This window comes from Photobacterium sp. DNB23_23_1 (genome assembly GCF_052873815.1).
Map to the genome: position 1 here is coordinate 1 of NZ_JBNNXT010000035.1, position 23,075 is coordinate 23,075.

The 23,075-nt window shown below is 50.2% G+C and carries 20 protein-coding genes; 14 read left to right on the forward strand and 6 right to left on the reverse strand.

What is annotated here, in order from left to right; translation table 11 throughout:
- Nucleotides 1-203: 203 nt before the first annotated feature.
- Nucleotides 204-749 (reverse strand): oligoribonuclease, encoded by a 546-nt coding sequence (gene orn, locus ACVA53_RS18640; RefSeq protein WP_255043419.1) that lies wholly within the window; start codon nt 747-749, stop codon nt 204-206.
- A 138-nt stretch (nt 750-887) separates the two neighbouring features.
- Between orn and rsgA the strand changes: the two genes are divergently transcribed.
- The 6 genes from rsgA (at nt 888) to ACVA53_RS18670 (ending at nt 8,714) form a co-directional block, all read left to right on the forward strand.
- Entirely contained in the window at nt 888-1,940 is a 1,053-nt protein-coding gene (gene rsgA, locus ACVA53_RS18645; RefSeq protein ID WP_446505909.1) for a small ribosomal subunit biogenesis GTPase RsgA, read from the forward strand.
- A 146-nt stretch (nt 1,941-2,086) separates the two neighbouring features.
- Complete coding sequence (asd, locus tag ACVA53_RS18650; RefSeq protein ID WP_446505910.1) at nt 2,087-2,968, forward strand: archaetidylserine decarboxylase; 882 nt, start codon at nt 2,087-2,089, stop codon at nt 2,966-2,968.
- Nucleotides 2,969-3,102: 134 nt separating this feature from the next.
- Nucleotides 3,103-4,518, forward strand: coding sequence for an SLC13 family permease (locus ACVA53_RS18655; protein WP_255043416.1), 1,416 nt, complete (start codon nt 3,103-3,105; stop codon nt 4,516-4,518).
- Nucleotides 4,519-4,761: 243 nt separating this feature from the next.
- On the forward strand, nt 4,762-6,645 hold the full coding sequence (locus tag ACVA53_RS18660; protein WP_446505911.1) for a methyl-accepting chemotaxis protein: 1,884 nt from the start codon (nt 4,762-4,764) through the stop codon (nt 6,643-6,645).
- A 272-nt stretch (nt 6,646-6,917) separates the two neighbouring features.
- Nucleotides 6,918-7,607: a carbonic anhydrase gene (locus tag ACVA53_RS18665; protein ID WP_446505924.1), complete on the forward strand. Its 690-nt coding sequence runs from the start codon at nt 6,918-6,920 to the stop codon at nt 7,605-7,607.
- A 210-nt stretch (nt 7,608-7,817) separates the two neighbouring features.
- The gene (locus ACVA53_RS18670) at nt 7,818-8,714 is read left to right on the forward strand and encodes a DMT family transporter (RefSeq protein ID WP_255043414.1); all 897 of its coding nucleotides are present in this window, start codon (nt 7,818-7,820) and stop codon (nt 8,712-8,714) included.
- 269 nt (nt 8,715-8,983) lie between these two features.
- Here ACVA53_RS18670 and epmA read toward each other — a convergent pair whose 3' ends face one another.
- Nucleotides 8,984-9,955 carry an elongation factor P--(R)-beta-lysine ligase gene (epmA, locus tag ACVA53_RS18675; protein ID WP_446505912.1) on the reverse strand — a complete coding sequence of 324 codons (972 nt, stop codon included), beginning with the start codon at nt 9,953-9,955 and terminating at the stop codon, nt 8,984-8,986.
- 635 nt (nt 9,956-10,590) lie between these two features.
- On the opposite strand from epmA, the gene frdA reads away from it, so the two are divergent.
- Genes frdA through frdD form a run of 4 tightly spaced genes read left to right on the forward strand, consistent with a single transcriptional unit; the run spans nt 10,591 to nt 13,904 of the window.
- Nucleotides 10,591-12,405: a fumarate reductase (quinol) flavoprotein subunit gene (gene frdA / locus ACVA53_RS18680; RefSeq protein WP_446505913.1), complete on the forward strand. Its 1,815-nt coding sequence runs from the start codon at nt 10,591-10,593 to the stop codon at nt 12,403-12,405.
- Entirely contained in the window at nt 12,405-13,145 is a 741-nt protein-coding gene (locus ACVA53_RS18685; RefSeq protein ID WP_107351012.1) for a succinate dehydrogenase/fumarate reductase iron-sulfur subunit, read from the forward strand. The genes frdA and ACVA53_RS18685 overlap by 1 nt, the downstream gene beginning before the upstream one ends.
- Before the next feature lie 2 nt (nt 13,146-13,147).
- Nucleotides 13,148-13,531 (forward strand): fumarate reductase subunit FrdC, encoded by a 384-nt coding sequence (gene frdC, locus ACVA53_RS18690; protein WP_107351011.1) that lies wholly within the window; start codon nt 13,148-13,150, stop codon nt 13,529-13,531.
- 10 nt (nt 13,532-13,541) lie between these two features.
- A complete protein-coding gene (gene frdD / locus ACVA53_RS18695) occupies nt 13,542-13,904 on the forward strand; it encodes a fumarate reductase subunit FrdD (RefSeq protein ID WP_107351010.1) in 363 nt (120 codons plus the stop codon).
- 184 nt (nt 13,905-14,088) lie between these two features.
- On the opposite strand, the gene efp is transcribed toward frdD, so the two are convergent.
- A complete protein-coding gene (gene efp / locus ACVA53_RS18700) occupies nt 14,089-14,655 on the reverse strand; it encodes an elongation factor P (protein ID WP_255043411.1) in 567 nt (188 codons plus the stop codon).
- Nucleotides 14,656-14,688: 33 nt separating this feature from the next.
- Here efp and epmB point away from each other — a divergent pair, with 33 nt between their 5' ends.
- The 3 genes from epmB to ACVA53_RS18715 all read left to right on the forward strand — a co-directional run bounded on the left by epmB (nt 14,689) and on the right by ACVA53_RS18715 (nt 17,846).
- Complete coding sequence (epmB, locus tag ACVA53_RS18705) at nt 14,689-15,711, forward strand: EF-P beta-lysylation protein EpmB (RefSeq protein ID WP_255043410.1); 1,023 nt, start codon at nt 14,689-14,691, stop codon at nt 15,709-15,711.
- A gap of 574 nt (nt 15,712-16,285) precedes the next feature.
- Complete coding sequence (gene rimK / locus ACVA53_RS18710) at nt 16,286-17,191, forward strand: 30S ribosomal protein S6--L-glutamate ligase (RefSeq protein ID WP_255043409.1); 906 nt, start codon at nt 16,286-16,288, stop codon at nt 17,189-17,191.
- 100 nt (nt 17,192-17,291) lie between these two features.
- Complete coding sequence (locus ACVA53_RS18715) at nt 17,292-17,846, forward strand: MgtC/SapB family protein (protein ID WP_446505914.1); 555 nt, start codon at nt 17,292-17,294, stop codon at nt 17,844-17,846.
- A gap of 641 nt (nt 17,847-18,487) precedes the next feature.
- Here ACVA53_RS18715 and groL read toward each other — a convergent pair.
- Nucleotides 18,488-20,134, reverse strand: coding sequence for a chaperonin GroEL (groL, locus tag ACVA53_RS18720; RefSeq protein ID WP_446505915.1), 1,647 nt, complete (start codon nt 20,132-20,134; stop codon nt 18,488-18,490).
- A gap of 41 nt (nt 20,135-20,175) precedes the next feature.
- Nucleotides 20,176-20,466, reverse strand: coding sequence for a co-chaperone GroES (locus tag ACVA53_RS18725; RefSeq protein ID WP_107351003.1), 291 nt, complete (start codon nt 20,464-20,466; stop codon nt 20,176-20,178).
- Between the two features lie 207 nt (nt 20,467-20,673).
- On the opposite strand from ACVA53_RS18725, the gene ACVA53_RS18730 reads away from it, so the two are divergent.
- Nucleotides 20,674-22,065: an MATE family efflux transporter gene (locus tag ACVA53_RS18730; RefSeq protein WP_446505916.1), complete on the forward strand. Its 1,392-nt coding sequence runs from the start codon at nt 20,674-20,676 to the stop codon at nt 22,063-22,065.
- Nucleotides 22,066-22,209: 144 nt separating this feature from the next.
- Here the strand turns inward: ACVA53_RS18730 and ACVA53_RS18735 are convergent, their stop codons facing one another.
- Nucleotides 22,210-22,761, reverse strand: coding sequence for an FxsA family protein (locus tag ACVA53_RS18735; RefSeq protein WP_255043404.1), 552 nt, complete (start codon nt 22,759-22,761; stop codon nt 22,210-22,212).
- Between the last annotated feature and the right edge of the window lie 314 nt (nt 22,762-23,075).

Sequence of the window (23,075 nt, forward strand, 5' to 3'; positions counted from 1 at the left end):
CGGGGGCCGGATTTGAACCGACGACCTTCGGGTTATGAGCCCGACGAGCTACCAAGCTGCTCCACCCCGCGTCCGTATTTTATTGAAAGGCAAACTAAAGTAAGAATTGCCTTTCGAGGCTGCGCATTATACGAGGAAATGAGACGGATGCAATAGTTCTCAAAAAAAATTTGTCCTTTCCTTTCCAACCGTCTATTTACTCATCAAATTTTCATTATTTGCTCACGATAGTACCGTAATTCAGCAATCGAATCGTGAATATCATCAAGTGCCAAGTGGCTACCTTTCTTGCTAAAGCCATCAAGCACTTCCGGTTTCCAGCGACGAGTCAGCTCTTTGAGCGTACTGACATCCAAATAACGATAGTGGAAGTACTGCTCTAGTTCCGGCATATGCTTATAAAGGAAACGTCGATCCTGGCCAATACTATTGCCACAAATTGGCGATGCCCCTTTCGGTACCCACAACTCCAAGAATGCGATAGTTTGACGAATTGCCTCTTCTTCGCTCACATTGCTCTGGCGGATCCGCTCAACTAAGCCGCTGTTGGTATGAGTCGTGGTGCACCAATCATCCATCTTGGCCAGTTCAGCTTCAGGCTGGTGTATCGCAAGTACTGGCCCCTCAGCCAACACATTGAGCTGCGCATCAGTAACAACTGTCGCAATTTCAATGATTTTATGGGTTTCAGGATCCAACCCGGTCATTTCTAAGTCGATCCAAATTAGGTTCTGATCGCTGATCATCATCGGATATTGCCTATTCTATGAGTAAACCATGTATGATAATACCAAACTAGCGCCAATGCCGAGATTGCAACTGCAGGTTTTTCGGCGGACTATGCATCGGTATATTACCGTAAGCCAACTTAACTGAATGATATTCTTGTGGCAAAAAAGAAAAAGCTTACTAAAGGTCAGAGTCGCCGTGTGCGCTCAAACCAAAATAAACGCCTGAAACGCGAAAAAGATGACGTCCAGTGGGATGAAGCCCTACTGGAGTCTGCTCGTGAAGGCCTCGTAATCACCCGCTTCGGTCAGCATGCTGATGTTGAAGACCCTGAAACAGGTATTATCCACCGCTGCAATCTACGCCGTAGTATTCAGAGCCTGGTGTCTGGCGATCGCGTTGTCTGGCGACCGGGTGTTGAAGCACTCCAAGGTATTAACGGTGTCGTCGAAGCCGTCCATGAACGCGAGTCAATGCTTACTCGCCCAGACTACTATGATGGCGTCAAAGCCGTGGCGGCCAATGTCAACCAAATCATCATTGTATCGTCCGTACTGCCCGAGCTATCGCTCAACATTATTGACCGCTACCTAATCGCAGCCGAAACCGTTGGTGTTCCACCACTAATTGTTCTCAATAAAGTCGATCTGCTTGAACCAGAAGAGCGCACCCATGTTGAAGAGACCCTCGCCTTGTACCAAGAGATTGGCTATCAAGTTCGTTTGGTCAGCTCGGAAACCGGCGAGGGACTTGATGGATTGCGTGATGATCTCAAAGGCCACATCAGTATTTTTGCCGGCCAATCAGGCGTGGGGAAATCAAGCTTGGTGAACGCCCTGATGCCAGAGGTGGAGGCCGAAATTGGTGATGTATCAGAAAATTCCGGCCTGGGTCAGCATACAACGACAGCAGCCCGGTTGTACCACTTCCCTGATGGCGGTGATCTTATCGACTCGCCAGGGGTACGAGAGTTCGGCCTCTGGCACCTTGAAACCGAGCAAGTCACCGAGGCGTTCGTTGAATTCCGCGATTACTTGGGCGGCTGTAAGTTCCGCGACTGCAAGCACGGCAATGATCCGGGCTGTATCATTCGCGAGGCCGTAGAGGAAGGTAAAATCCACCAAGCGCGCTATGACAGCTATCATAAGATCATCGATAGCATGTCTGAGAATGTCGCCAACCGCCAATTCTCACGCAACAAACCTGATTGATTGCTTTACCGCTCCCCGTATCGACGGGGAGCTGCAGTCTCGACAGCAAGTAACTGACTTTACTCAGCAAGTTAGGTATTATTACAGGCCAAGGTTACAGATAAGTAACTATCTTGTTGAAAAATCTATTGTTTCTGGAAGGCACCGTGCACGACAATTTCAAAATCGGCTTGCAGTACTGCGCGCCAAAGCAAACCCTGACCCAGCTAGCAGGCAAACTTGCCTCAATGAAAGCTGGCAAGTTAACGACCGCAGTTATCCGCTGGTTCATCCGCCAGTACGGCATTGATATGAATGAAGCTCGTAACCCAGATCCAGCAGCTTACGACACCTTCAATAACTTCTTTGTTCGCGAGCTGAAAGACGGTGCCCGCCCAATCAATGACGAGGCAGCGATCATCAGCCACCCTGCCGATGCTTGTGTCAGCCAACTAGGCCCCATCACTGGCGGCGAGCTGATTCAGGCCAAGGGCCACACCTATGAAGCGGTTGAACTGCTAGGTGGCGATCAAGCTCTGGCTGATCAGTTTCAAGACGGCCACTTTGCGACACTTTACCTGTCACCAAAAGATTACCACCGTGTTCATATGCCATGTGACGGCACCTTGCGCCATATGGTCTATGTGCCAGGCGAGCTATTTTCGGTTAACCCACTGACCGCGAAGAATGTACCGAATTTGTTTGCCCGCAATGAGCGCGTGGTATGTATCTTCGATACCGAGTTCGGCCCAATGGCACAGGTACTGGTTGGCGCCACAATTGTTGGCAGTATTGAAACCGTATGGGCAGGTACCATTACGCCACCGCGCAGCCCGCAAATTCATCGCTGGAATTACCCAGCCGACGGCGAGCAAGCGATTACCCTGAAAAAAGGGGATGAGATGGGCCGCTTCAAACTAGGGTCCACCGTGATCAACCTGTTCCCCAAAAATGCCACTGAGTTTGTTGATGGTTTGGAAGCCGGTATGCCAACCAAGATGGGCAGTGCCTACGCAAAGCGTGTTGCAGCGGAGCAGCCAGAAGTCTAAACGGTTAACATTTTTGAACAAAAAGGGCCTTTTACGGCCCTTTTTTTATGCAAAAAATTGACCATGTCGAGGAAAAAATCAATACCCAAATAGTATGCTGGTGTCAGTCAATAATATAAGCAAACCAACATACTATGAAAAAACTCCCTATATCCCAACTAGTTAAATTACTGGTCGCGTTCGGGATCCCACTCGGGATCCTGATGCTGCCGATTGATGCTATCCCTATCGCTGAATTAACCGTTTCCCAACATCGCCTCCTTGCTATCTTTGCGCTTGCGGCCCTGCTTTGGGTACTGGAGCCCGTCCCGGTCTTCGCCACCTCGATCTTGATCATTACCTCGCAGTTGATAATGATCTCCGATAGTGGGCTACATACTTTCCGAACACCTCCAGCGGGCCATGAGATGGGGGAAGTGCTCAAATACACCGACATCCTCGGTTCATTCTCATCACCTATCATCATCCTGTTCATGGGGGGCTTTGCCCTCGCAATAGCTGCATCAAAATATGAGCTGGACAACAACTTGGCACGGGTACTGCTAAAGCCGTTTGGCACCCAGCCCAAATTCATCATGCTCGGCCTGATGTTGATCACTGCAGTGTTCTCGATGTTCATGTCCAACACCGCGACCACCGTAATGATGCTGGCCCTGCTGGCGCCCATCGTCGCTTCGGTACCCAAAGGCGATATCGGCATCAAGGCATTGGTACTGTGTATCCCTATCGCAGCCAACACCGGTGGTATTGCCACGCCAATCGGTACCCCGCCCAACGCCATTGCCTTACAGTATCTAACTGGCGAGAATGCCATCAGCTTCCTTGGCTGGATGGTGATTGGTCTGCCGTTTGTGATCCTGCAGCTGGCCTTTGCCTGGTGGCTGCTGCAGAAGATGTTCCCATCAACCCAGACCCACATGCAGCTCGATCTCAATGGCCAGTTCCAGAAAAGCTGGCAGGCTATTGTGGTGTACATTACCTTCGGCCTGACCATCCTGCTGTGGATGACCAGCTCACTGCACGGTATGAATGTCTATGTGGTGTCCATTATTCCGCTCGCCGTATTCACCCTGACCGGGATCATGGGTAAAGAAGAAATCAAGCTGATTAACTGGGAAGTGTTATGGCTGGTTGCCGGTGGTATTGCCATTGGCCTCGCGCTGGATAAAACAGGCCTTGCTAGAGCGCTGGCCCATGCTGTGGATTACGATGCCCTATCACCCATTGCTGTGGTACTGACCTTGTCGATTATCTGTTGGCTGATGGCGAACTTCATGTCCAACACAGCTACTGCCAACCTGTTGATCCCAATCGCCGCAGCTGTCGCCGCATCCATGGAAAGCCTAGCATCAATCGGCGGCCTGCAAGGCGTACTGGTCGTTGTCGCGTTCTCGGCCTCGCTCGGTATGATCCTGCCGGTTTCGACACCACCGAACTCACTGGCTTATTCAACCGGGTTAATAGAAAGTAAAGACATGGCCAAAACCGGCCTTATTATCGGTTTGGTCGGCCTCGCTGTGGTCTACACCGCCGCGCTGATAATCACCTAACGGGCTACCCATCCCAAAAGTGTGAAGGCAGCTAATGCCGCCTTCACACAACCTTACTATTCCGACACTCTAGAAGCATAACTCTGTTAACTAGATCACTTTAATTATATGAATTATCGATAATGATCATTCACCTTCTGCCATGGGTCTTTTCGCTTTGCCCAAGGTACACACCGCTCCGCTAAAACACACCGGAAATGCCACTTATATAAAACCAACATCTGGCTGCCGAGAGAGATAACAATGAACCTAACGATCAAACACAAAATACAACTGGCGATTGCAGTGATTATCGCTACCGTCAGCGCCGTCCAAGCCTGGATATCCATCTCCCAGCTTCAGCAGGAGACCACCAGCGCCATCAACAACCAAATGCGCGATATTGCCCAAGGTACCAGCAGCAATATCAGTGATTGGCTCGCCATACGCAGTGATATGATGCTGGCCAACGAGAGCCTGATTGCCAACCAGAACAATGTCGACCGCGAACTGCTGCTCACCAAGCGTGCCGGGCAGTTCCTGTCGGTCTATGCCGGGTTCAATAACGGTACCATTGCTTACGGTGATAAGACCGAAGATTGGCCTGAGGGCTATGATCCCCGCACCCGCCCTTGGTATCAGGATGCGATGCGCCAAAACGGCCTGATCCTGACCGCACCCTACGAGGATTTCGATGGCAGTATGGTGGTTAGTTTTGCCAAAGCCTTTCAGGGCCAACACCGTGGGGTACTGGCGGCCGACTTAACCATTACCGATATCATCGATCAAGTACTTAACCTACAACTGGACAACAACGGCTTTGCCTTTTTGGTCGATGGTAATAACAACATCGTGGCCTACAGCGATGAGTCTCTGAGCCAGCAACCACTGACCCAACTGGATAGCGATTTATCACCGCAGCTGCTCCAGCGGTTGGTTGCCAACCCAGCAATCCACACTTTCCATCTCGATAGCGACGGTCAGGATAAGCTTATTTATGCCGCGCCTATCGCGGGAACAAACTGGACACTGGCTTTAGTGGAAGACAAAGATCTGGCCTTTGTCTCTATCGGCGAGCAAATCAAATTTATCCTGCTAGCCTCTGTCGGCCTGTACATTGTGATTTCGGCGATCGCCACACTGACCATCAATAATTTGCTGCGCCCGCTATCACGACTCAGCGAATCTGTAGCCCAGCTGGCCCAAGGTCAAGGTGACCTTACCCAACGCATTGATATTGAACGCATGGATGAAATCGGCATGCTGGCCGATAACATGAACCGTTTCCTCGGCCAGCTGCAGACCATGATCAAAGGCGTGGTCACCCAATCTGACCGCCTTGGCGAGCAAGCCGAGCTGTCCGCCCAGCAAACGCTGCAAGCCAACCAGAAGGTCAACGAGCAACAAAACGACATCAACCAGATTGCTACCGCCATCCATGAAATGTCCGCCACCTCTGCCGAAGTGGCCAGCCACGCCGAAATGACCGCCGCCGCGGCACAGGCCTCAACCAGTTCCTGTGAGCAAGGCCAAGGCGTTATCAGCCAAAACCGCAATGCCATTACCTCACTGGCAACACAGGTAAGCGATGCTGCCAGCGTGATCAATAAACTGGAAAGCAATGCCCAGAACATCAATCAAATCCTGTCGACCATCCAAGGTATTGCCGAGCAAACTAACTTGCTTGCCCTCAATGCCGCCATCGAAGCTGCACGGGCAGGCGAGCAAGGCCGCGGGTTTGCGGTTGTCGCCGACGAGGTACGAGTACTGAGCAAACGTACCCATGACTCGACCGAAGAAATCCGCGCGATGATCGAAACCCTGCAGCAGAATACCCGCCAAGCGGTCGACAGCATGCAGGCGAGCACCAACCTAGCCGGTGAGAGTGTCGGCTTTGCCGAGGCCGCCAGTGACAGCCTAAGCCAAATCACCCAGGCGATCAGCGAGATCTCGGACATGGCGACTCAAATTGCCAGTGCCGCCGAAGAGCAGCGGGCGGTCAGCGAAGATATCAGCCGCAATACCCAAGCAATCAAGGATGTGTCAGATCACCTGTCGGTGCAAACCGATGCGGTAACGGAGAACGCCAAGGAAATGCACAGTACCGCAACCAGCATGTGCCGCGACGTTTCACGCTTTAAGGTCTGAGGCCCATAACCTGACAGCACCTCCTGTGCAAAGCCGCCCAACTAAGGGCGGCTTTTTTTTGGGGGGGGTGGGAAAAGCCCTCGCAAAATCAATAACTAGGTTTTCAATAACGACCTGTTCTTTTATCTATAACTGGATATGGCTGCCAATTCCACTCCCTTCTTCTCCACAGCGACGTCCCACCCACTACACTAAAAAGGTTGGCTAATTTAATAAGAATAGAAAGAGGAACGAAAGTGAAATCACAATCTTTCAACGTGTTACTACTCACCATGGCGGCGGCATCCATGTCTACCGCTCAAGCGGCCGAATGGAGCTATGAAGGCGAGCATGGCGCCGATAACTGGGGCAAGAGCTTTGTCACCTGTGGCGAAGGAGTCAACCAAACTCCGATCGACATCAAGCACACCGTCAAAGCCGAGCTGACCCCACTGCAGCTCGATTACCAAGGAAAGGTCCACGAGGTAATTAACAACGGCCATACTGTGCAAGCCAATGTCGAGGGCAAGAACCAGCTGGTTGTCGATGATCAAACCTTCAACCTCAAGCAGTTCCATTTCCATACCCCGTCAGAAAACTATATCGCCGGCAAGCAGTTTCCGCTCGAAGTACATTTTGTCCATGCCAATGCCAAGGGACAACTGGCCGTCGTGGCAGCAATGTTCAAGACTGGGCCGCGTGGTAATGAGGCCTTCAATACCTTACTGACCACCGTACCGGAAAAAGATCAGATCCTGCCACTCAATAAGGCCTTGAACCCAGCGGATCTGCTACCGAGGGAGCGGGAGTATTACCGTTTCAGCGGCTCGCTGACGACTCCTCCATGCAGCGAGGGGGTACGCTGGTTTGTCATGCGCGAAGCCCAAGCCGGTACCGAGCAGCAAATCGACAGCTTGCATAAAGTGATGGGTAACAATGCCCGTCCGCTACAACCCCTCAATGCCCGGGTCGTCTTGGAATAAAGACGGTTGAATGGCCCTAATTGATAAACCTGATACCTGGCGCTTCTGCTGAGGCGCCACCTTTTTCCATCCCCGCGTTCCAGCAACAAATCCCTTGCCTCTTCTCACTGATATACCGCAAGATATTTCCCCGATATAAGAATATTGCACGATCGCCGCCTACCGCAAAGCAACCTTCAGGGTAGAAGGTAGCGGCCATAAAGGATAAGCATGAACTACGAATGGCTGGCACTGGCTGCTGCATTGCTGTGGGCTGTCAGCAGCCTGATTTCCATCACCCCTTCTCGTCATTTGGGCGCCTTTGCCTATAGCCGCTGGCGGATGGCCTGTGTCACGGTGATGCTCTCTAGCATGGCATGGCTCAACGGTGGCTGGTCGAGCATGCAGTGGGATTATGCTACCGTGATGTTGCTATCTGGTGTGATCGGGATATTTATCGGTGATACCGCCTTGTTTGCCTGTTTCAATCGCATCGGCCCGCGTCGCGGAGGCTTGCTTTTTGCCTGCCATGCGGTATTTTCGGCATTGCTTGGCATGTGGCTATTCGGTGAAGTGTTACAAGGCTGGAAGCTTGTCGGCAGTGTCGCCGTTTTTTCCGGCGTGGCTATCGCGATCGTTTTCGGCCAACGTCCAAGCGATGACCGGCAGCAGCACTGGGAAGGCACCCATGGTTCGCTCGCATTCGCCGTCCTACTCGGGCTGACAGCGGCCCTATGCCAGTCCCTCGGTGCCATTATCGCCAAACCCGTCATGCAGACTGCAGTCGACCCTATTGCGGCATCAGCGGTCAGAATGGCCAGTGCCTTTGCCGCCCATTCGCTATTGCGTCTAAGCGGAGCCCGACTCGCCCTGCCCATACAATCAATCAACCTTCGAATATTCCTACAGGTCGCCCTCAATGGACTGCTTGCCATGGCGATTGGCATGACCTTGATCCTCTATGCCCTGCGTGATGGCGATGTCGGCATGGTTGCCCTACTTTCTTCAACCTCGCCGATCATGATCCTGCCATTGCTCTGGCTGCATACCCGCCAACGCCCTCCCGTGACGGCCTGGGTCGGTGCCGTGGTCGCGGTATTTGGTACAATGCTGATATTAGCCAACTAACAAAGCAAATGATAATTATTTGCATTTAAGCTGTAATTTGATTATCCTTTGCCTGTTGGTTAAGGCGCCTTGGAATCCTACCCTGCGACAAAACCACACCCTGTACTAAAACGACTGGCTGTTCCCCCTCAGCTTTTTGGCCGCGGCAGTGATACCCTCCTGCCACCAGGTGTATAAACCGTTTCTGCAGGCAGAAACAAACAGCGCGGCAACCTAGCCGCGCGGTTCATTGGTCAAGTGTGCTTTAACGCATAGGTTAGGATCGACAATCAGGCGATCGTGATCGGAAATGCGCTGACTTGATCTATATGATCCACACCCAGCGATAACATGATCAAACGATCCACCCCCAAGGCCACACCAGCGCAATCCGGGAAGCCAGCACGCAGTGCCTCGATCAAGCGCATGTCGATAGGCTGCGGGGCTAGCCCCATTTCCTCACGCTTGCAGTTATCAGCTTCGAAGCGGGAGAGCTGCTCATCCCCATCGGACAGCTCGTGGAAGCCATTGGCTAGCTCAACCCCCCTGAAATACACCTCAAAACGTTCTGCGACACGGCTATCTTGCGGGTTGATCTGGGCCAAGGCCGCCTGAGAAGCTGGGAAGTCGTAGACAAAAGCAGGTACCTGTTGGCCTATTTTCGTCTCGACACCGACACTAAACAGCAGCTGTAACAAGGTATCGCGATCCTGCTCAGGTTCGGCGATATCGGCCAACCCCAAATGTGCCGCCACAGACTTGAGCGCCGCCATACTACCTTCCAGCGGGCAGACACCCAGTACATCAATAAATGCCTGCTGGTAAGTCATTCGCTCAGCAGGCCCACTACCCAGTACCAATTGCAGTAAGTCATCCATCTCATCCATCAAGGCATGGTGATCAAAGTCAGGGCGGTACCATTCCAGCATAGTAAATTCAGGGTTGTGAAAACGGCCAGATTCTTCGTTACGAAAAGACTTACAAACCTGATAGATTGGACCACTACCAGCAGCGAGCAAACGCTTCATGTGGAACTCAGGGCTGGTCATCAGGTAAAGCTGCTGGCCATCGGCAAAGCCCGGGCCGACAAAGGTCGTTTGAAAGGTATGAAGATGAATGTCTGTCACTGTTGCCTGGCTCATCGCCGGAGTATCGACTTCCAGTACCTCTCGTTGCGCAAAAAAGTGTCGGATCATCGCCAGTATCGCAGCACGCTGCTTAAGTTGGGTCAGGGGAGCGGTCGGTTGCCAGTGGATAGTCATAGCCAGTAATCATCAAACATTGAGGGAAAGTGAAGTCAATATTTTACCCCATTTTGTCCAAATGCCCATTACCGAAAAACGCCCCAAGGAACATACCCTTGAGTAGCCCCCCGAATATGTGAAGACCCACCATCCGGATCTAACCCCATATCAGCCAAGCCCTAATACCAGCAGATTTCAACAATAAAAATACTTATGAAAGATTATGAAAAAATCGTGATCAGCAAGCATTCAGCTTGGACTCATTTTCAACACGAAAAACAAATAAAAGATTAACAAAACAATCACAGAGCCGGCATTTACACAACAGTCCGAATGAAAGCACTCATTTACACCCTACATAAACTGTTTTTTATTAGTGACTTGGTTACATACACCGAAACACACCATTAACGAGCCAGAAGCAAACAACACATTTCATTTCGATTAATTAACAACCGTAAAACATTACAATTTGTGACAATAATCACACTTCCTATAATCGCCTTATACTTTTGGGCTATTTCGTTTAAAAAGTCGCGTCTAAATCAACTTTTCTATCGATATTGTTTCATAGAATGCCTCTAGGATTTCAAGGTTAAGTACGCTCAGGCGTACTTTTTTAAATTTTATCGTCTTACCTCCGGAGGATAGCTGTGAAAACAATTACCACAGATATCGCTGTAATCGGCGCAGGTGGTGCAGGTCTTCGTACTGCCATCGCTGCTGCAGAAGCAAACCCAGACTTAGAAATTGCTCTTATTTCTAAAGTTTACCCAATGCGCTCTCATACCGTAGCTGCAGAGGGTGGCTCCGCTGCCGTCATCAAGGATGAGGATAGCTTGGACAACCACTTCAACGACACCGTTGGCGGTGGTGACTGGCTATGTGAACAGGACGTTGTTGAATATTTCGTAGAAAACGCGACACGCGAGATGACCCAGCTAGAGCAATGGGGTTGTCCGTGGAGCCGTAAAGAAAATGGTGACGTGAACGTACGCCGCTTCGGTGGTATGAAGGTTGAGCGCACATGGTTTGCCGCAGATAAAACCGGCTTCCACATGCTGCACACACTGTTCCAAACGTCTATCAAATACGATCAGATCAAGCGTTTCGACGAATACTTCGTTGTCGACCTACTGGTTGAAGAAGGTGAAGTACAGGGTCTTGTGGCTATCCACATGGCCGAAGGTGAGTTGATCTGCATTAAAGCGAAGTCTGTTGTACTTGCAACAGGTGGTGCTGGCCGCGTTTACAACTGTAACACCAACGGCGGTATCGTAACCGGTGACGGTATGGCTATGGCCTTCCGCCACGGTGTCCCTCTGCGTGACATGGAGTTCGTTCAGTACCACCCAACTGGCCTACCTGGCACAGGCATCCTGATGACCGAAGGTTGTCGTGGTGAAGGCGGTATCATGCTGAACAAAAATGGTTACCGTTACCTGCAAGACTACGGCATGGGCCCAGAGACACCAATCGGCCAACCAAAGAACAAATACATGGAACTGGGTCCTCGTGACAAAGTTTCTCAGGCATTCTGGCACGAGCAGCAGAAAGGCAACACCATCAAGCACCCACTGGGTGATGTTGTACACCTTGACCTGCGCCACCTAGGTAAAGAATACCTACACGAGCGTCTACCGTTCATCTGTGAGCTTGCAAAAGCCTACGTGAACGTTGATCCGGCAGAAGAGCCAGTGCCAATTCGCCCAACGGTTCACTACACCATGGGTGGTATCGAAACTGACAAGCATAACGAAACACGCATCAAAGGCCTATTCGCGGTTGGTGAGTGTTCATCTGTTGGCCTGCACGGTGCAAACCGTCTAGGTTCTAACTCTCTTGCAGAGCTTGTTGTATTCGGTCGCCTAGCTGGTGAAGGTGCGGCTAAACGCGCTGAAGAATTCAAAGGCTGGAACGAAGCCGCTATTACTGAGCAGGTTCAGGCGATTCAAGACCGTATTGACACCCTACTGTCTCAAGAAGGCGACGAAAACTGGGCTGATATCCGTACTGAAATGGGTCACTCCATGGAAGCCGGTTGTGGTATCTACCGCCAAGAAGATTTGATGCAAGCAACGGTTGATAAGCTAGCAGAACTTCGCGCTCGCTTTAAGAACATCAGCATCAAAGACAAGGGCAAGGTATTCAACACTGACCTACTTTATGCAATCGAAATTGGTTACGGCCTAGAAGTTGCTGAAGCAATGGCTCACTCTGCGATTCAGCGTAAAGAATCTCGTGGCGCCCACCAACGTCTTGACGATGGTTGCACAGAGCGTGACGACGTGAACTTCCTGAAGCACACGCTAGCCTTCTACAACGGTGATGACGCACCTCGTATCGAGTACAGCGACGTAACAATCACCAAGTCTCAGCCAAAAGCACGTCTATACGGTGCAGCGGCAGAAGAAGCTGCAGCGAAAGAAGCAGCTGAAGCGGCAGCGAAGAAAGAGGAGCAGGCATAATGTCAGACAACCGCATCCAAAAAGTAGAAATTCTGCGTTATGACCCAGCAAAAGATGCAGAACCATACTTCGAAATGTTTGAAGTACCGTTTAACGAAACCATGTCTGTGCTTGATGCGCTAGGTTACATCAAAGATAACCTAGACAAAGACCTGGCTTACCGCTGGTCTTGCCGCATGGCAATCTGTGGTTCTTGCGGCATGATGGTCAACAAGGTGCCAAAACTGGCCTGTAAGACTTTCTTGCGTGATTACCCGAACGGTCTGAAAATCGAAGCGCTGGCTAACTTTGCTATCGAGAAAGACTTGGTCGTCGACATGACGCCATTCATCGAGCGCCTAGAAGCTATCAAGCCGTACATCATCGGTAACGATCGCAAGCCTGAAGACGGTCCAAACAACCAGACGCCAGAGCAAATGGCGAAGTACAAGCAGTTTGCTGGTTGTATCAACTGTGGTCTGTGCTACTCAGCATGTCCTCAGTTCGGCCTGAACCCTGAGTTCATCGGCCCTGCAGCGCTAACCCTAGCGCACCGCTACAACCTAGACAGCCGTGACAACGGTTCTGATGAGCGAATGAAGCTGATCAATGGTGAAAACGGTGCATGGGGCTGTACTTTTGTTGGCTACTGTTCTGAAGTTTGTCCGAAGAGCGTCGATCCAGCAGCAGCGGTTAACCAAGGCAAAGTGGAATCATCTAAAGATTTCGTTATCGCCATGATGAAGCCTCAGGAGGCATAAGGATGAGCAATCGTAAACCTTACGTTCGCGAAATGAAGCGCACCTGGTGGAAGGATCACCCTTTCTACCGCTTCTACATGGTTCGTGAAGCAACTATTTTACCGTTAATCTTCTTCACTATCTGTCTGACTTTCGGTCTAGGTAGCCTAGTGAAGGGCCCTGAAGCATGGGCGGGCTGGCTAGAGTTTATGGCTAACCCAGTAGTTGTAATTCTGAACGTGCTGGCATTGGCGGGTAGCCTGTTCCACGCACAGACTTTCTTCAGCATGATGCCTCAGGTAATGCCTATCAAATTGAAAGGCAAGACACTGGACAAGAAAGTTGTTGTTCTGGCTCAGTGGGCTGCAGTTGCTGCAATCTCACTGTTCGTACTAGTTCTAGTTTAAGGAGAACCACGTGGTTAATCTAAATCCTAAACGTTCTGACGAACCAGTATGGTGGGGTCTGTTTGGTGCTGGCGGTACTTGGTTTGCAATGCTAACACCTGTGACTGTGCTGGTACTGGGTATCATGGTACCACTGGGTATCCTAGACGCTGATTCAATGAGCTACGAGCGCGTTGCCGGCTTCGTCACCAGCATCATCGGTGCACTATTTACTATCGCGACTCTGGCTCTGCCAATGTGGCACGCGATGCACCGTCTGCACCACGGTATGCACGACCTGAAATTCCACACTGGTGTGGTAGGTAAAATCGCATGCTACGCAGCAGCATTCCTTGTGTCTGCACTGGCTGTAATTTTCGTATTCATGATCTAATCGTAATACGAAACAAAAAAAGCACCGCATCGCGGTGCTTTTTTTATGCCTGCTCGGTCGATTAAGGCCCAGACCCAAGAGACTTAATCAAGCAGATAAACGAGCAAAAAAAATCCCTCGAGTAAATCGAGGGATTTGTGTATAAAGCCAGGCCTAAGCGACCTTTTTTACAACCGGAAGTGAATTACTTCACACGGCCTACGTATTCAGCTGAGCGCGTATCAACTTTAATCACTTCACCGATAGCGATGAACAATGGTACACGTACGACTGCACCAGTTGTTAGTGTTGCAGGCTTACCACCGGTACCCTGAGTATCACCTTTTAGGCCAGGATCCGTTTCGGTTACTTCTAGTTCAACGAAGTTTGGTGGTGTTACGGCAATTGGGTTACCGTTCCACAGTGTTAGCGTACAAGTGTTGTTTTCTACTAACCACTTCGCGTTTTCGCCTACCGCTTTAACGTCTGCCGCAATTTGCTCAAACGTTTCATTGTTCATGAAGTGGTAGAATTCACCGTCGTTGTAGAGGTAATCAAGCTCAGTATCGATTACGTCTGCAGCTTCAACGCTTTCACCAGACTTGAAAGTCTTCTCCAGTACCTTGCCTGAAAGCAGTTTACGGATTTTAACGCGGTTGAACGCCTGGCCTTTGCCCGGCTTAACAAATTCATTTTCGATAATGACACATGGTTCATTATCTAGCATAATTTTCATTCCGCCGCGGAATTCATTGGTGCTGAAAGACGCCATTTCTATCCTCTTAACATCTTCGAGTTGTATTTAATGCCGCATATAATAACCCGAAACGCCTCATCTGTTGAGCAAAACTGGCTGAATGATCTTGCTAATGCGATTTCTGATCCGATTCAGCTGCTAAATAGCCTTAAAATTGATCCCGCCCCTTGGGCAGAAGGCTTAGCGGCCCGGAAATTATTTGCGCTGCGTGTCCCTAAGAGCTTTGTCGATAGAATGGAAGTTGGCAACCCTTACGACCCGTTATTGCGACAGGTTTTGCCTCTGGCAGAGGAATTCGAGGTGCACCCGGGCTATTCCCAAGACCCCTTAGAAGAGCAAGACAATGCCATTCCTGGTCTACTGCACAAATACAAGAACCGGGCCCTGCTGATCGTCAAAGGCGGCTGTGCCGTTAACTGTCGCTATTGCTTCCGTCGCCATTTTCCCTATCAGGAAAACCAAGGTGGCAAACGTAACTGGCAGCTTGCACTGGACTATATCGCCAGCCAACCGGACATCAATGAAGTTATCCTATCCGGTGGCGATCCATTGATGGCCAAGGACAATGAAGTGGCCTGGCTGATCGATGCCATCAGTGCTATTCCGCATATCAAGCGGCTGCGTATCCATTCCCGCTTACCGGTGGTCATGCCATCTCGCATTACCCCCGAGCTATGCCAACTGCTGGCTCGCAGCCGTTTGCAAACGGTGCTGGTCACCCATATCAACCATGCCAATGAAATCAACGAGGAGCTGGCTCAGGCGATGCTGGCGCTCAAGCAGGCTGATGTGACACTGCTGAACCAAGGGGTATTGCTCAAAGGCGTCAATGACTCCGTCGAGGCCCTGACCCACCTCAGCGAATCCCTGTTCGATGTTGGTATCCTTCCCTATTACCTCCACGTGCTGGATCGGGTCCAAGGCGCAGCGCACTTTATGGTCGACGACCACACTGCCCGCCAGCTAATGGCCGGCCTGATGGAGAATGTGTCGGGCTATATGGTGCCGAAACTGACCCGAGAAATCGGTGGCCGCCGCAGCAAAACCCCGCTGGATTTGCGCCTCGAATAGTTCCCCCCGAGTCTACTTTACGGGGGTCATATCCCCCAGCCTCAATGTACAGCAAACAACAAAATAAACACCCTTTAGGTGCTCAACACGACACTCAAGGGTAAACATCAGCCAGGCCAACCTAAGCCATTGTTTTTAAGGGGGTTAATTGCGTTCAGCTTTTTGAGCTTTTTCCCCTGTTAGCTCACAGCAAGCAAAAAGGTATCATTTACGATCAGGACACACAACACGAACAGCAAATACCCTCTTGTTCAGATAAAACCTGCACAACCATTTAGCCCATCATGGGCAACCCAAAAACCAACAAGTAAGTCATTGATATAAAGCAACTTAAACTCACGTTCAGCTTTTCAGGCTTTTTACCGAGTAAGCCTAAAAAACCAAAAAAAACACGACAGGCCATAAAGTTAAAACACCAGCAAAATATTTGTTGGACTCAATCAAAAAATATCATCGCCAAATCGCTCGCATTTAGAACCAAGTAAGCGCATAGTCGCGCTCCGATCTGCAGGCTAAGAAGGCAGCCAAACTTCACGCCTGCACACTATCCATCACCTTATTAATGAGTAACGCAATGAAAATTGGCATTCTCTCCCAGAACGAAAACCTGTACTCAACCCACCGCCTGCGTGAGGCCATCGAACAGCGCGGCCATGAAGCTGTAATCATCAACGCTTTGCGTTGTTATATGAATATCAACTCGGTCAAGCCATCGATTCATTTCGAAGGCCAAGATCTGACGGGCTTTGATGCCATTATTCCGCGTATAGGTGCGGATATTACATTTTACGGCTGCTCGGTATTGCGTCAGTTCGAAATGATGGATGTGTTCTCCGTGAACCCGTCCATCGCGATTTCGCGTTCTCGGGACAAGCTGCGTTCACTCCAGTTACTCAGCCGCAAAGGGGTGGGCATGCCGATCACAGGTTTTGCCAGCAAGCCCGATGATGTGCCGGATTTAATCAAGATGGTCGGCGGCGCCCCACTGGTGATCAAACTGCTCGAAGGCACCCAAGGTATTGGCGTGGTATTAGCCGAAACCCAAACAGCGGCCGAGAGCGTGATCGAAGCCTTCATGGGGTTGAAAGCCAACATCATGGTGCAGGAATTTATCGAGGAAGCCGGTGGTGCCGATATCCGCTGTTTTGTCATCGGCGACAAAGTGATCGCTGCAATGAAGCGCCAAGGGGCAGAAGGCGAATTTCGTTCCAACTTGCATCGTGGCGGCAGTGCCTCATTGATCCGCATTACCCCTGAAGAGCGTAAGACTGCGGTTGCCGCGGCAAAAGCGATGGGACTGAGCGTTGCTGGGGTTGATTTACTGCGATCCAAGCGCGGACCACTGGTTATGGAAGTAAACTCTTCCCCCGGTCTGGAAGGCATTGAAGGTGCAACAGGCAAAGATATTGCCGGAATGATTGTCGAGTACATCGAAAAGCATGCAGGCAAGCGCAACAGCCGTCGCAACTCTCACCAATAGCCACACCGCTATGAAGACGTGAAGCAAACGAAAAACCATAAGCAGCCAAGGGCTGCTTTTTTCATCCACCAAAGCCGTCTTAATAATAGGAGCAACAGCCATGTTATGGCTTGATATCACCCCGTTCACCTGGCCCGCCCTACTCCAATGCGCCATTTGTGGCGCGGTTATCGGGGTGGAGCGCCAAGTTAGAGGTAAACCGGTCGGGATCCGCACTTCGACGTTAATTATTATGGGGACCTACTTTTTCATTACCCTCGGCGAAACCCTGTCGAGTAACAATGCCGATATTTCCCGGGTCATGGCACAGGTGATCACCGGGATAGGCTTCCTGGGAGCCGGGGTGGTGATGACCAGAGACGGACAAATCCATGGTGTCACCTCCGCCGCAGTGGTCTGGATGCTGGCCGCTCTCGGAATCACTATCGGTTTGGGCTATGGCCAAACCGCAGTGATCATGACAGGTGTCGTGGTGTCTATTCTGCTCGGCGTCGACAAGTTAGAAAACAGCCTGCGTATTCTGCGCAAGGGGGTTCATGCCCACTTGAGTGATCGCCGCCAGTTAAAAAAGGTAAGACGACACAGCAGCGAGAAGCGAGCAATCACGGAAGAGTCAAACACCGAAAAAAAACAGGCGTACAGCGACAAGGGATAAAGGTGGCTTTTTGGTGACCATTCTGACCACCTACATTCAAAAGCGTCAATGACAAGTGTAAGTGATTGATTAAAAACAACTAAAGTATTGTTCAGTTTTTTCGGCTTTTTTCCTGACAAACTCAGTTCTGCTCCTTTAGCCATTTTCCGGCAGACGTTCAGGGAAAGAGCCACCCTTTGTACAGCTTTACCCTGGAATTACAACTAAAAGCAAACCAAACCCAAGCATTGCGTCAAACCATCAATATTTACACCTAAACCTATGATTTTAAACACATTGAGTAGCGTACAGCTTTTCATGCTTTTTACCAAGTGAGCTGCCACAATCTATTTACTGTCATTTTTTCCCTATAACTGGCTCACCCGCTCGCTAACCGCCAGACAGTACAGCTTATCAGTCGATATACAGGAAAAAGAAGACCAAAATAAAAACTTGGTGTCAGGGCCGTTCTTACAAGTGTAAGTTACTGATACTAAAGTAAATATCAAGCGTGCAGGTTTTTAAGCTTTTTTCCTGACAAGCCTACCATAGGACAAGTAGCCTCCAAGCCGCTCCCTTATTGCTATTTCTCAGGCACAAAAAAACGGAGGCGTAAGCCTCCGTTTATATGTTTTGTCAGCTACCTCAGTGAGATAGGGGTATCACATCATACCACCCATGCCACCCATGCCACCCATACCGCCCATATCAGGCATTGCAGGAGCATCAGCTTGTGGCTTATCAGTGACCATCGCTTCGGTTGTGATCATAAGACCAGCAACAGAGGCAGCAAACTGAAGTGCAGAACGCGTTACTTTCGTTGGGTCTAGGATACCCATCTCGATCATATCGCCGTACTCACCCGTTGCCGCGTTGTAACCGTAGTTACCTTCACCTGCACGTACGTTGTTAGCAACAACAGACTCTTCATCACCCGCATTCTTGGTGATTTGACGAATTGGTGATTCCATTGCTCGTAGTGCAACACGGATACCGACATTCTGCTCTTCGTTATCGCCTTCAAGGCCAACAACTTTAGACGCAGCGCGGATCAGGGCAACACCACCACCCGCAACCACGCCTTCTTCTACCGCTGCACGTGTTGCGTGTAGGGCATCTTCAACGCGGTCTTTCTTCTCTTTCATTTCAACTTCAGTCGCAGCACCCACTTTGATCACTGCAACACCGCCTGCTAGCTTAGCAACACGCTCTTGTAGTTTCTCTTTGTCGTAGTCTGATGTTGCGTCTTCGATTTGCTGGCGAATCTGGGCTACACGACCCTGGATCATCTCTTCCTCACCCATACCATCGATGATAGTGGTGTTTTCTTTAGTGATCGTAATACGCTTCGCTTGACCTAGGTCTTCTAGCTGAACTTTTTCTAGCTCTAGGCCAATCTCTTCAGAAATAACCGTACCCGCAGTTAGCACCGCGATGTCCTGAAGCATAGCTTTACGGCGGTCACCGAAACCAGGCGCTTTAACCGCAGCCACTTTCACGATACCACGCATGTTGTTCACAACTAACGTTGCCAGTGCTTCACCTTCAACGTCTTCTGCGATAATAAGCAGTGGACGAGATGCCTTAGCAACACCTTCTAGCGCAGGAAGAAGTTCACGAATGTTCGAGACTTTCTTGTCGATAAGCAGGATAAATGGACTTTCCAGATCAACGGAACCCGCTTCCTGGTTGTTGATGAAGTAAGGAGACAGGTAACCGCGGTCAAACTGCATACCTTCAACAACATCTAGCTCATCATGCAGAGCTTGGCCTTCTTCAACCGTAATAACACCATCACGGCCTACTTTTTCCATTGCTTCAGCAATGATGTTACCAACCGTTGCGTCAGAGTTAGCTGAGATAGTACCAACCTGAGCAATCGCTTTGGTGTCTGCACATGGCACAGAAAGCGCTTTTAGCTCTTCAACCGCGGCAACAACCGCTTTGTCGATACCGCGCTTAAGATCCATTGGGTTCATCCCCGCAGCAACAGCTTTCAGGCCTTCAGTAATAATTGACTGAGCCAATACTGTTGCTGTTGTGGTGCCGTCACCCGCCGCATCGTTTGCTTGAGATGCCACTTCTTTAACCATCTGTGCGCCCATGTTCTGGAATTTATCTTCCAGCTCAATTTCACGCGCAACAGATACACCATCTTTAGTAATAGTTGGTGCACCAAATGATTTGTCGAGTACCACGTTACGGCCTTTAGGACCCAGCGTTACTTTTACTGCGTCAGCCAGAACGTTGACACCTTCTAGCATTTTAATTCGTGCGTCGTTACCAAATTTAACGTCTTTAGCAGCCATTTCAGTATTCCTTTCTTAATTCTAGATTCGAGGTGATCGGATTATTCAACGATTGCCATGATGTCGTTTTCAGACATGATCAGGACTTCTTTACCGTCAATCTTTTCAGTCTTGGTGCCGTAGCCTTCTGCAAAGATCACAGTATCACCAACTTTAACGTCCAGTGGTTGTACCGTACCGTTTTCTAGAATGCGACCTTTGCCTACTGCCAGCACAACACCGCGAGTAGATTTTTCAGCTGCAGAGCCAGTTAGAACGATGCCGCCAGCAGATTTTGATTCAACTTCTTGGCGCTCAACGATAACTCGGTCATGTAAAGGACGAATGTTCATCGGTCGTCTCTCCTGATTGGTAATATCCATACTAATAAAAAGATAAAAGGCCTGTGACCCTTACTTTTTCTGATACATAAACATGTTGGGTCGTTTTTCTAGAACCCAAGCCCCAGAGACGTTTTTTTTACAAAATATCTCAGAGAATTTTTGCCCGATCACACTCTTTGCATTAGGGTAAGCGGGCATACTTTTCCCGAGACGAACATGGCAGATAACAACAAGCCAGATATAAATAGGGCTGACACCAGTCGGCCGGATAAACACGGGCTACTGTCCGAGCCTATTCCTGATGTCCTCAAACGCCTAACCGTACCGATGATCTTCGGCATGGTGGCGATTTTGATGTTCAATCTGGTCGATACTTTTTTTATTTCTCTACTAGGTACCGAGGCACTGGCGGCGGTCAGCTTTACCTTCCCGATCACCTTTGCCATCAACTGTATCACCATGGGGATCAGCGTCGGAATTTCGACCAGCATCGGCCGCCTGCTCGGCAGCGGCAATACCCGCAGTGCTGCCAGGTTAACCACCCACGGCCTGATACTGGCGCTGCTACTCATGGTGCTCGCCTCGACATTGGGTGTGCTGACCATCGAGCCACTATTTAGCTTGATTGGCGCACGGGCCGATTTACTGCCAATTATCAGCGACTATATGTCCATCTGGTATCTGGCGATCCCGCTGCTGGTGATCCCAATGGCAGGCAACAGTGCTATCCGGGCAACAGGAGATGCCAAAACCCCAGCCAAGATCATGATCCTCGCTGGCGCAATCAATGGCGTTTTGGATCCTGTATTGATCTTCGGTATCGGTCCGTTTCCGGAACTTGGGGTGAAAGGGGCGGCCATTGCCAGCGGAATAAGCTGGGCTTTTGCTCTGGCTGGCTCGCTGCATGTACTTATCAAGCGAGAAAAGCTGGTAGCGCCGCCACAACTGGCTCGCCTTGCCAACGATTGGCAACAAATTATGCAAATCGGCACGCCAGCTGGCTTATCCAATGCGCTTAACCCATTATCAGGCGCATTGCTGATGTCACTGTTGGCAGTTCAGGGAACTGCGTCAGTCGCCGCCTATGGGGCCGCGATGCGCATCGAGTCCATTCTGATCACGGTCATGATGGCTATGGGTTCAGCATTGATGCCATTCATGGCGCAGAACCTGGGCGCCGATAAACCGCAGCGCGCGTTTGCCGCACTGTTCACGGCAATGCGCTTTGCCATCCTGTTCCAGCTGTTGATCTTCATTATGATGGTGCCACTGAGCTGGCCACTGTCTTCCCTGTTCAGCCAAGACCCAGCGGTACAGTCACAGCTATGGCATTACCTGGTGGTCGTCCCGGTCAGTTACGGCCTACAGGCGGTTTGTATGTTACTGATCAGTGCCCTCAATGCCATGCATCGCCCAATGGATGCCTTGGTCTGGAACCTATTTCGGCTATTTGCCTTGCTGCTACCCATCGCTTGGCTGGGTAGCCAGCTGTACGGCACCGAAGGGTTATTTGTTGGGATCGCGATAGCCAATGCCCTCAGCGGGTTCGCCGCCTATCTGTATGCGGTCAAGCTACGTCGCCGCTGGCAAGCAGTGCCCATGAACTAATGCATTCACACGCCGTAACTAATACCAGCCTACATAAATACTTGATCAACGACTTATCCAGATTGGTATAATATGAACAGCATTAACAAAAAAGGCAGCCTCGGCTGCCTTTTTTATGTCCGTCATTTCTATAAGCCAATATGCTTAAGGTAGTCGCGGTGAATCATTGTCTTTATTTTTGTCGTCTTTACGCTCAAATTCACCATCAAATACATCACCATCCTGCTGGCGGCCCTGAGAGCTATCACGATATGGACCACGTTGTTGCTCGAAAGGATCATGTTGTTCAAAGCCCTGCGGACCAAATCCGGCACTGAACCCCGCCCCTGATGACATACCCTGAACCGTCACCCGGCTCATCAACTGCTTGGCTAACCACGCACGCGGCCCCGGCAGCAACACCGCCATCCCCATCGCATCGGTCATAAAGCCCGGTGTGAGCAGCAATACGCCACAAACGGCAAGCATGACACCTTCAAGTATTTGCTGGGCGGGCATTTCCCCTTTCTGCAAGCGGCCTTGCACCGACATCAAGGTGGCAATGCCCTGACTACGTACCAACGACGCACCGACTACCGCCGTGACCAGCACAAGTCCCATTGTCGGCCACAGGCCAAGGAAACCACCCACCTGAATAAACAGGGCGATTTCGACAATCGGCACGACAATAAACATAAACAGTAATATCGGAAACACGGCTTTCCCCTTGCTGGTAGGCGTTAATTGGAGCCAGGCTGTAACACGCGGGTGTCACACTACAGAAATTTCTCTTACATAATACAAATATTGGGAGCAGATAGACATTTTTCAACTCTTTTCTATCGGGTTTCTATGTAACGATTGGTTACAATAAGATTGCCGTAACATAGAAACACCGCGTTCACATTTTGTCATAAGTGGTCATTTTTGCACATGCCCCCCTGAGTAGTTGTTAACAGTGCTTGTGATCAATATCTCATTCCAGTGCAAATGTTTTCACTACATTTAAAAAAGTGATCTGGGTTATGTTT

What these genes read in the sequence shown, in the direction of transcription:
- groL (WP_446505915.1), bottom strand. Translation starts at nt 20,134, where the DNA reads ATGGCTGCTAAAGACGTTAAATTTGGTAACGACGCACGAATTAAAATG.
- frdC (WP_107351011.1), top strand. Translation starts at nt 13,148, where the DNA reads ATGAGCAATCGTAAACCTTACGTTCGCGAAATGAAGCGCACCTGGTGG.
- ACVA53_RS18655 (WP_255043416.1), top strand. Translation starts at nt 3,103, where the DNA reads ATGAAAAAACTCCCTATATCCCAACTAGTTAAATTACTGGTCGCGTTC.
- ACVA53_RS18685 (WP_107351012.1), top strand. Translation starts at nt 12,405, where the DNA reads ATGTCAGACAACCGCATCCAAAAAGTAGAAATTCTGCGTTATGACCCA.
- epmB (WP_255043410.1), top strand. Translation starts at nt 14,689, where the DNA reads ATGCCGCATATAATAACCCGAAACGCCTCATCTGTTGAGCAAAACTGG.
- ACVA53_RS18660 (WP_446505911.1), top strand. Translation starts at nt 4,762, where the DNA reads ATGAACCTAACGATCAAACACAAAATACAACTGGCGATTGCAGTGATT.
- ACVA53_RS18730 (WP_446505916.1), top strand. Translation starts at nt 20,674, where the DNA reads ATGGCAGATAACAACAAGCCAGATATAAATAGGGCTGACACCAGTCGG.
- ACVA53_RS18670 (WP_255043414.1), top strand. Translation starts at nt 7,818, where the DNA reads ATGAACTACGAATGGCTGGCACTGGCTGCTGCATTGCTGTGGGCTGTC.
- ACVA53_RS18665 (WP_446505924.1), top strand. Translation starts at nt 6,918, where the DNA reads ATGGCGGCGGCATCCATGTCTACCGCTCAAGCGGCCGAATGGAGCTAT.
- efp (WP_255043411.1), bottom strand. Translation starts at nt 14,655, where the DNA reads ATGGCGTCTTTCAGCACCAATGAATTCCGCGGCGGAATGAAAATTATG.
- ACVA53_RS18715 (WP_446505914.1), top strand. Translation starts at nt 17,292, where the DNA reads ATGTTATGGCTTGATATCACCCCGTTCACCTGGCCCGCCCTACTCCAA.
- rimK (WP_255043409.1), top strand. Translation starts at nt 16,286, where the DNA reads ATGAAAATTGGCATTCTCTCCCAGAACGAAAACCTGTACTCAACCCAC.
- orn (WP_255043419.1), bottom strand. Translation starts at nt 749, where the DNA reads ATGATGATCAGCGATCAGAACCTAATTTGGATCGACTTAGAAATGACC.
- ACVA53_RS18725 (WP_107351003.1), bottom strand. Translation starts at nt 20,466, where the DNA reads ATGAACATTCGTCCTTTACATGACCGAGTTATCGTTGAGCGCCAAGAA.
- epmA (WP_446505912.1), bottom strand. Translation starts at nt 9,955, where the DNA reads ATGACTATCCACTGGCAACCGACCGCTCCCCTGACCCAACTTAAGCAG.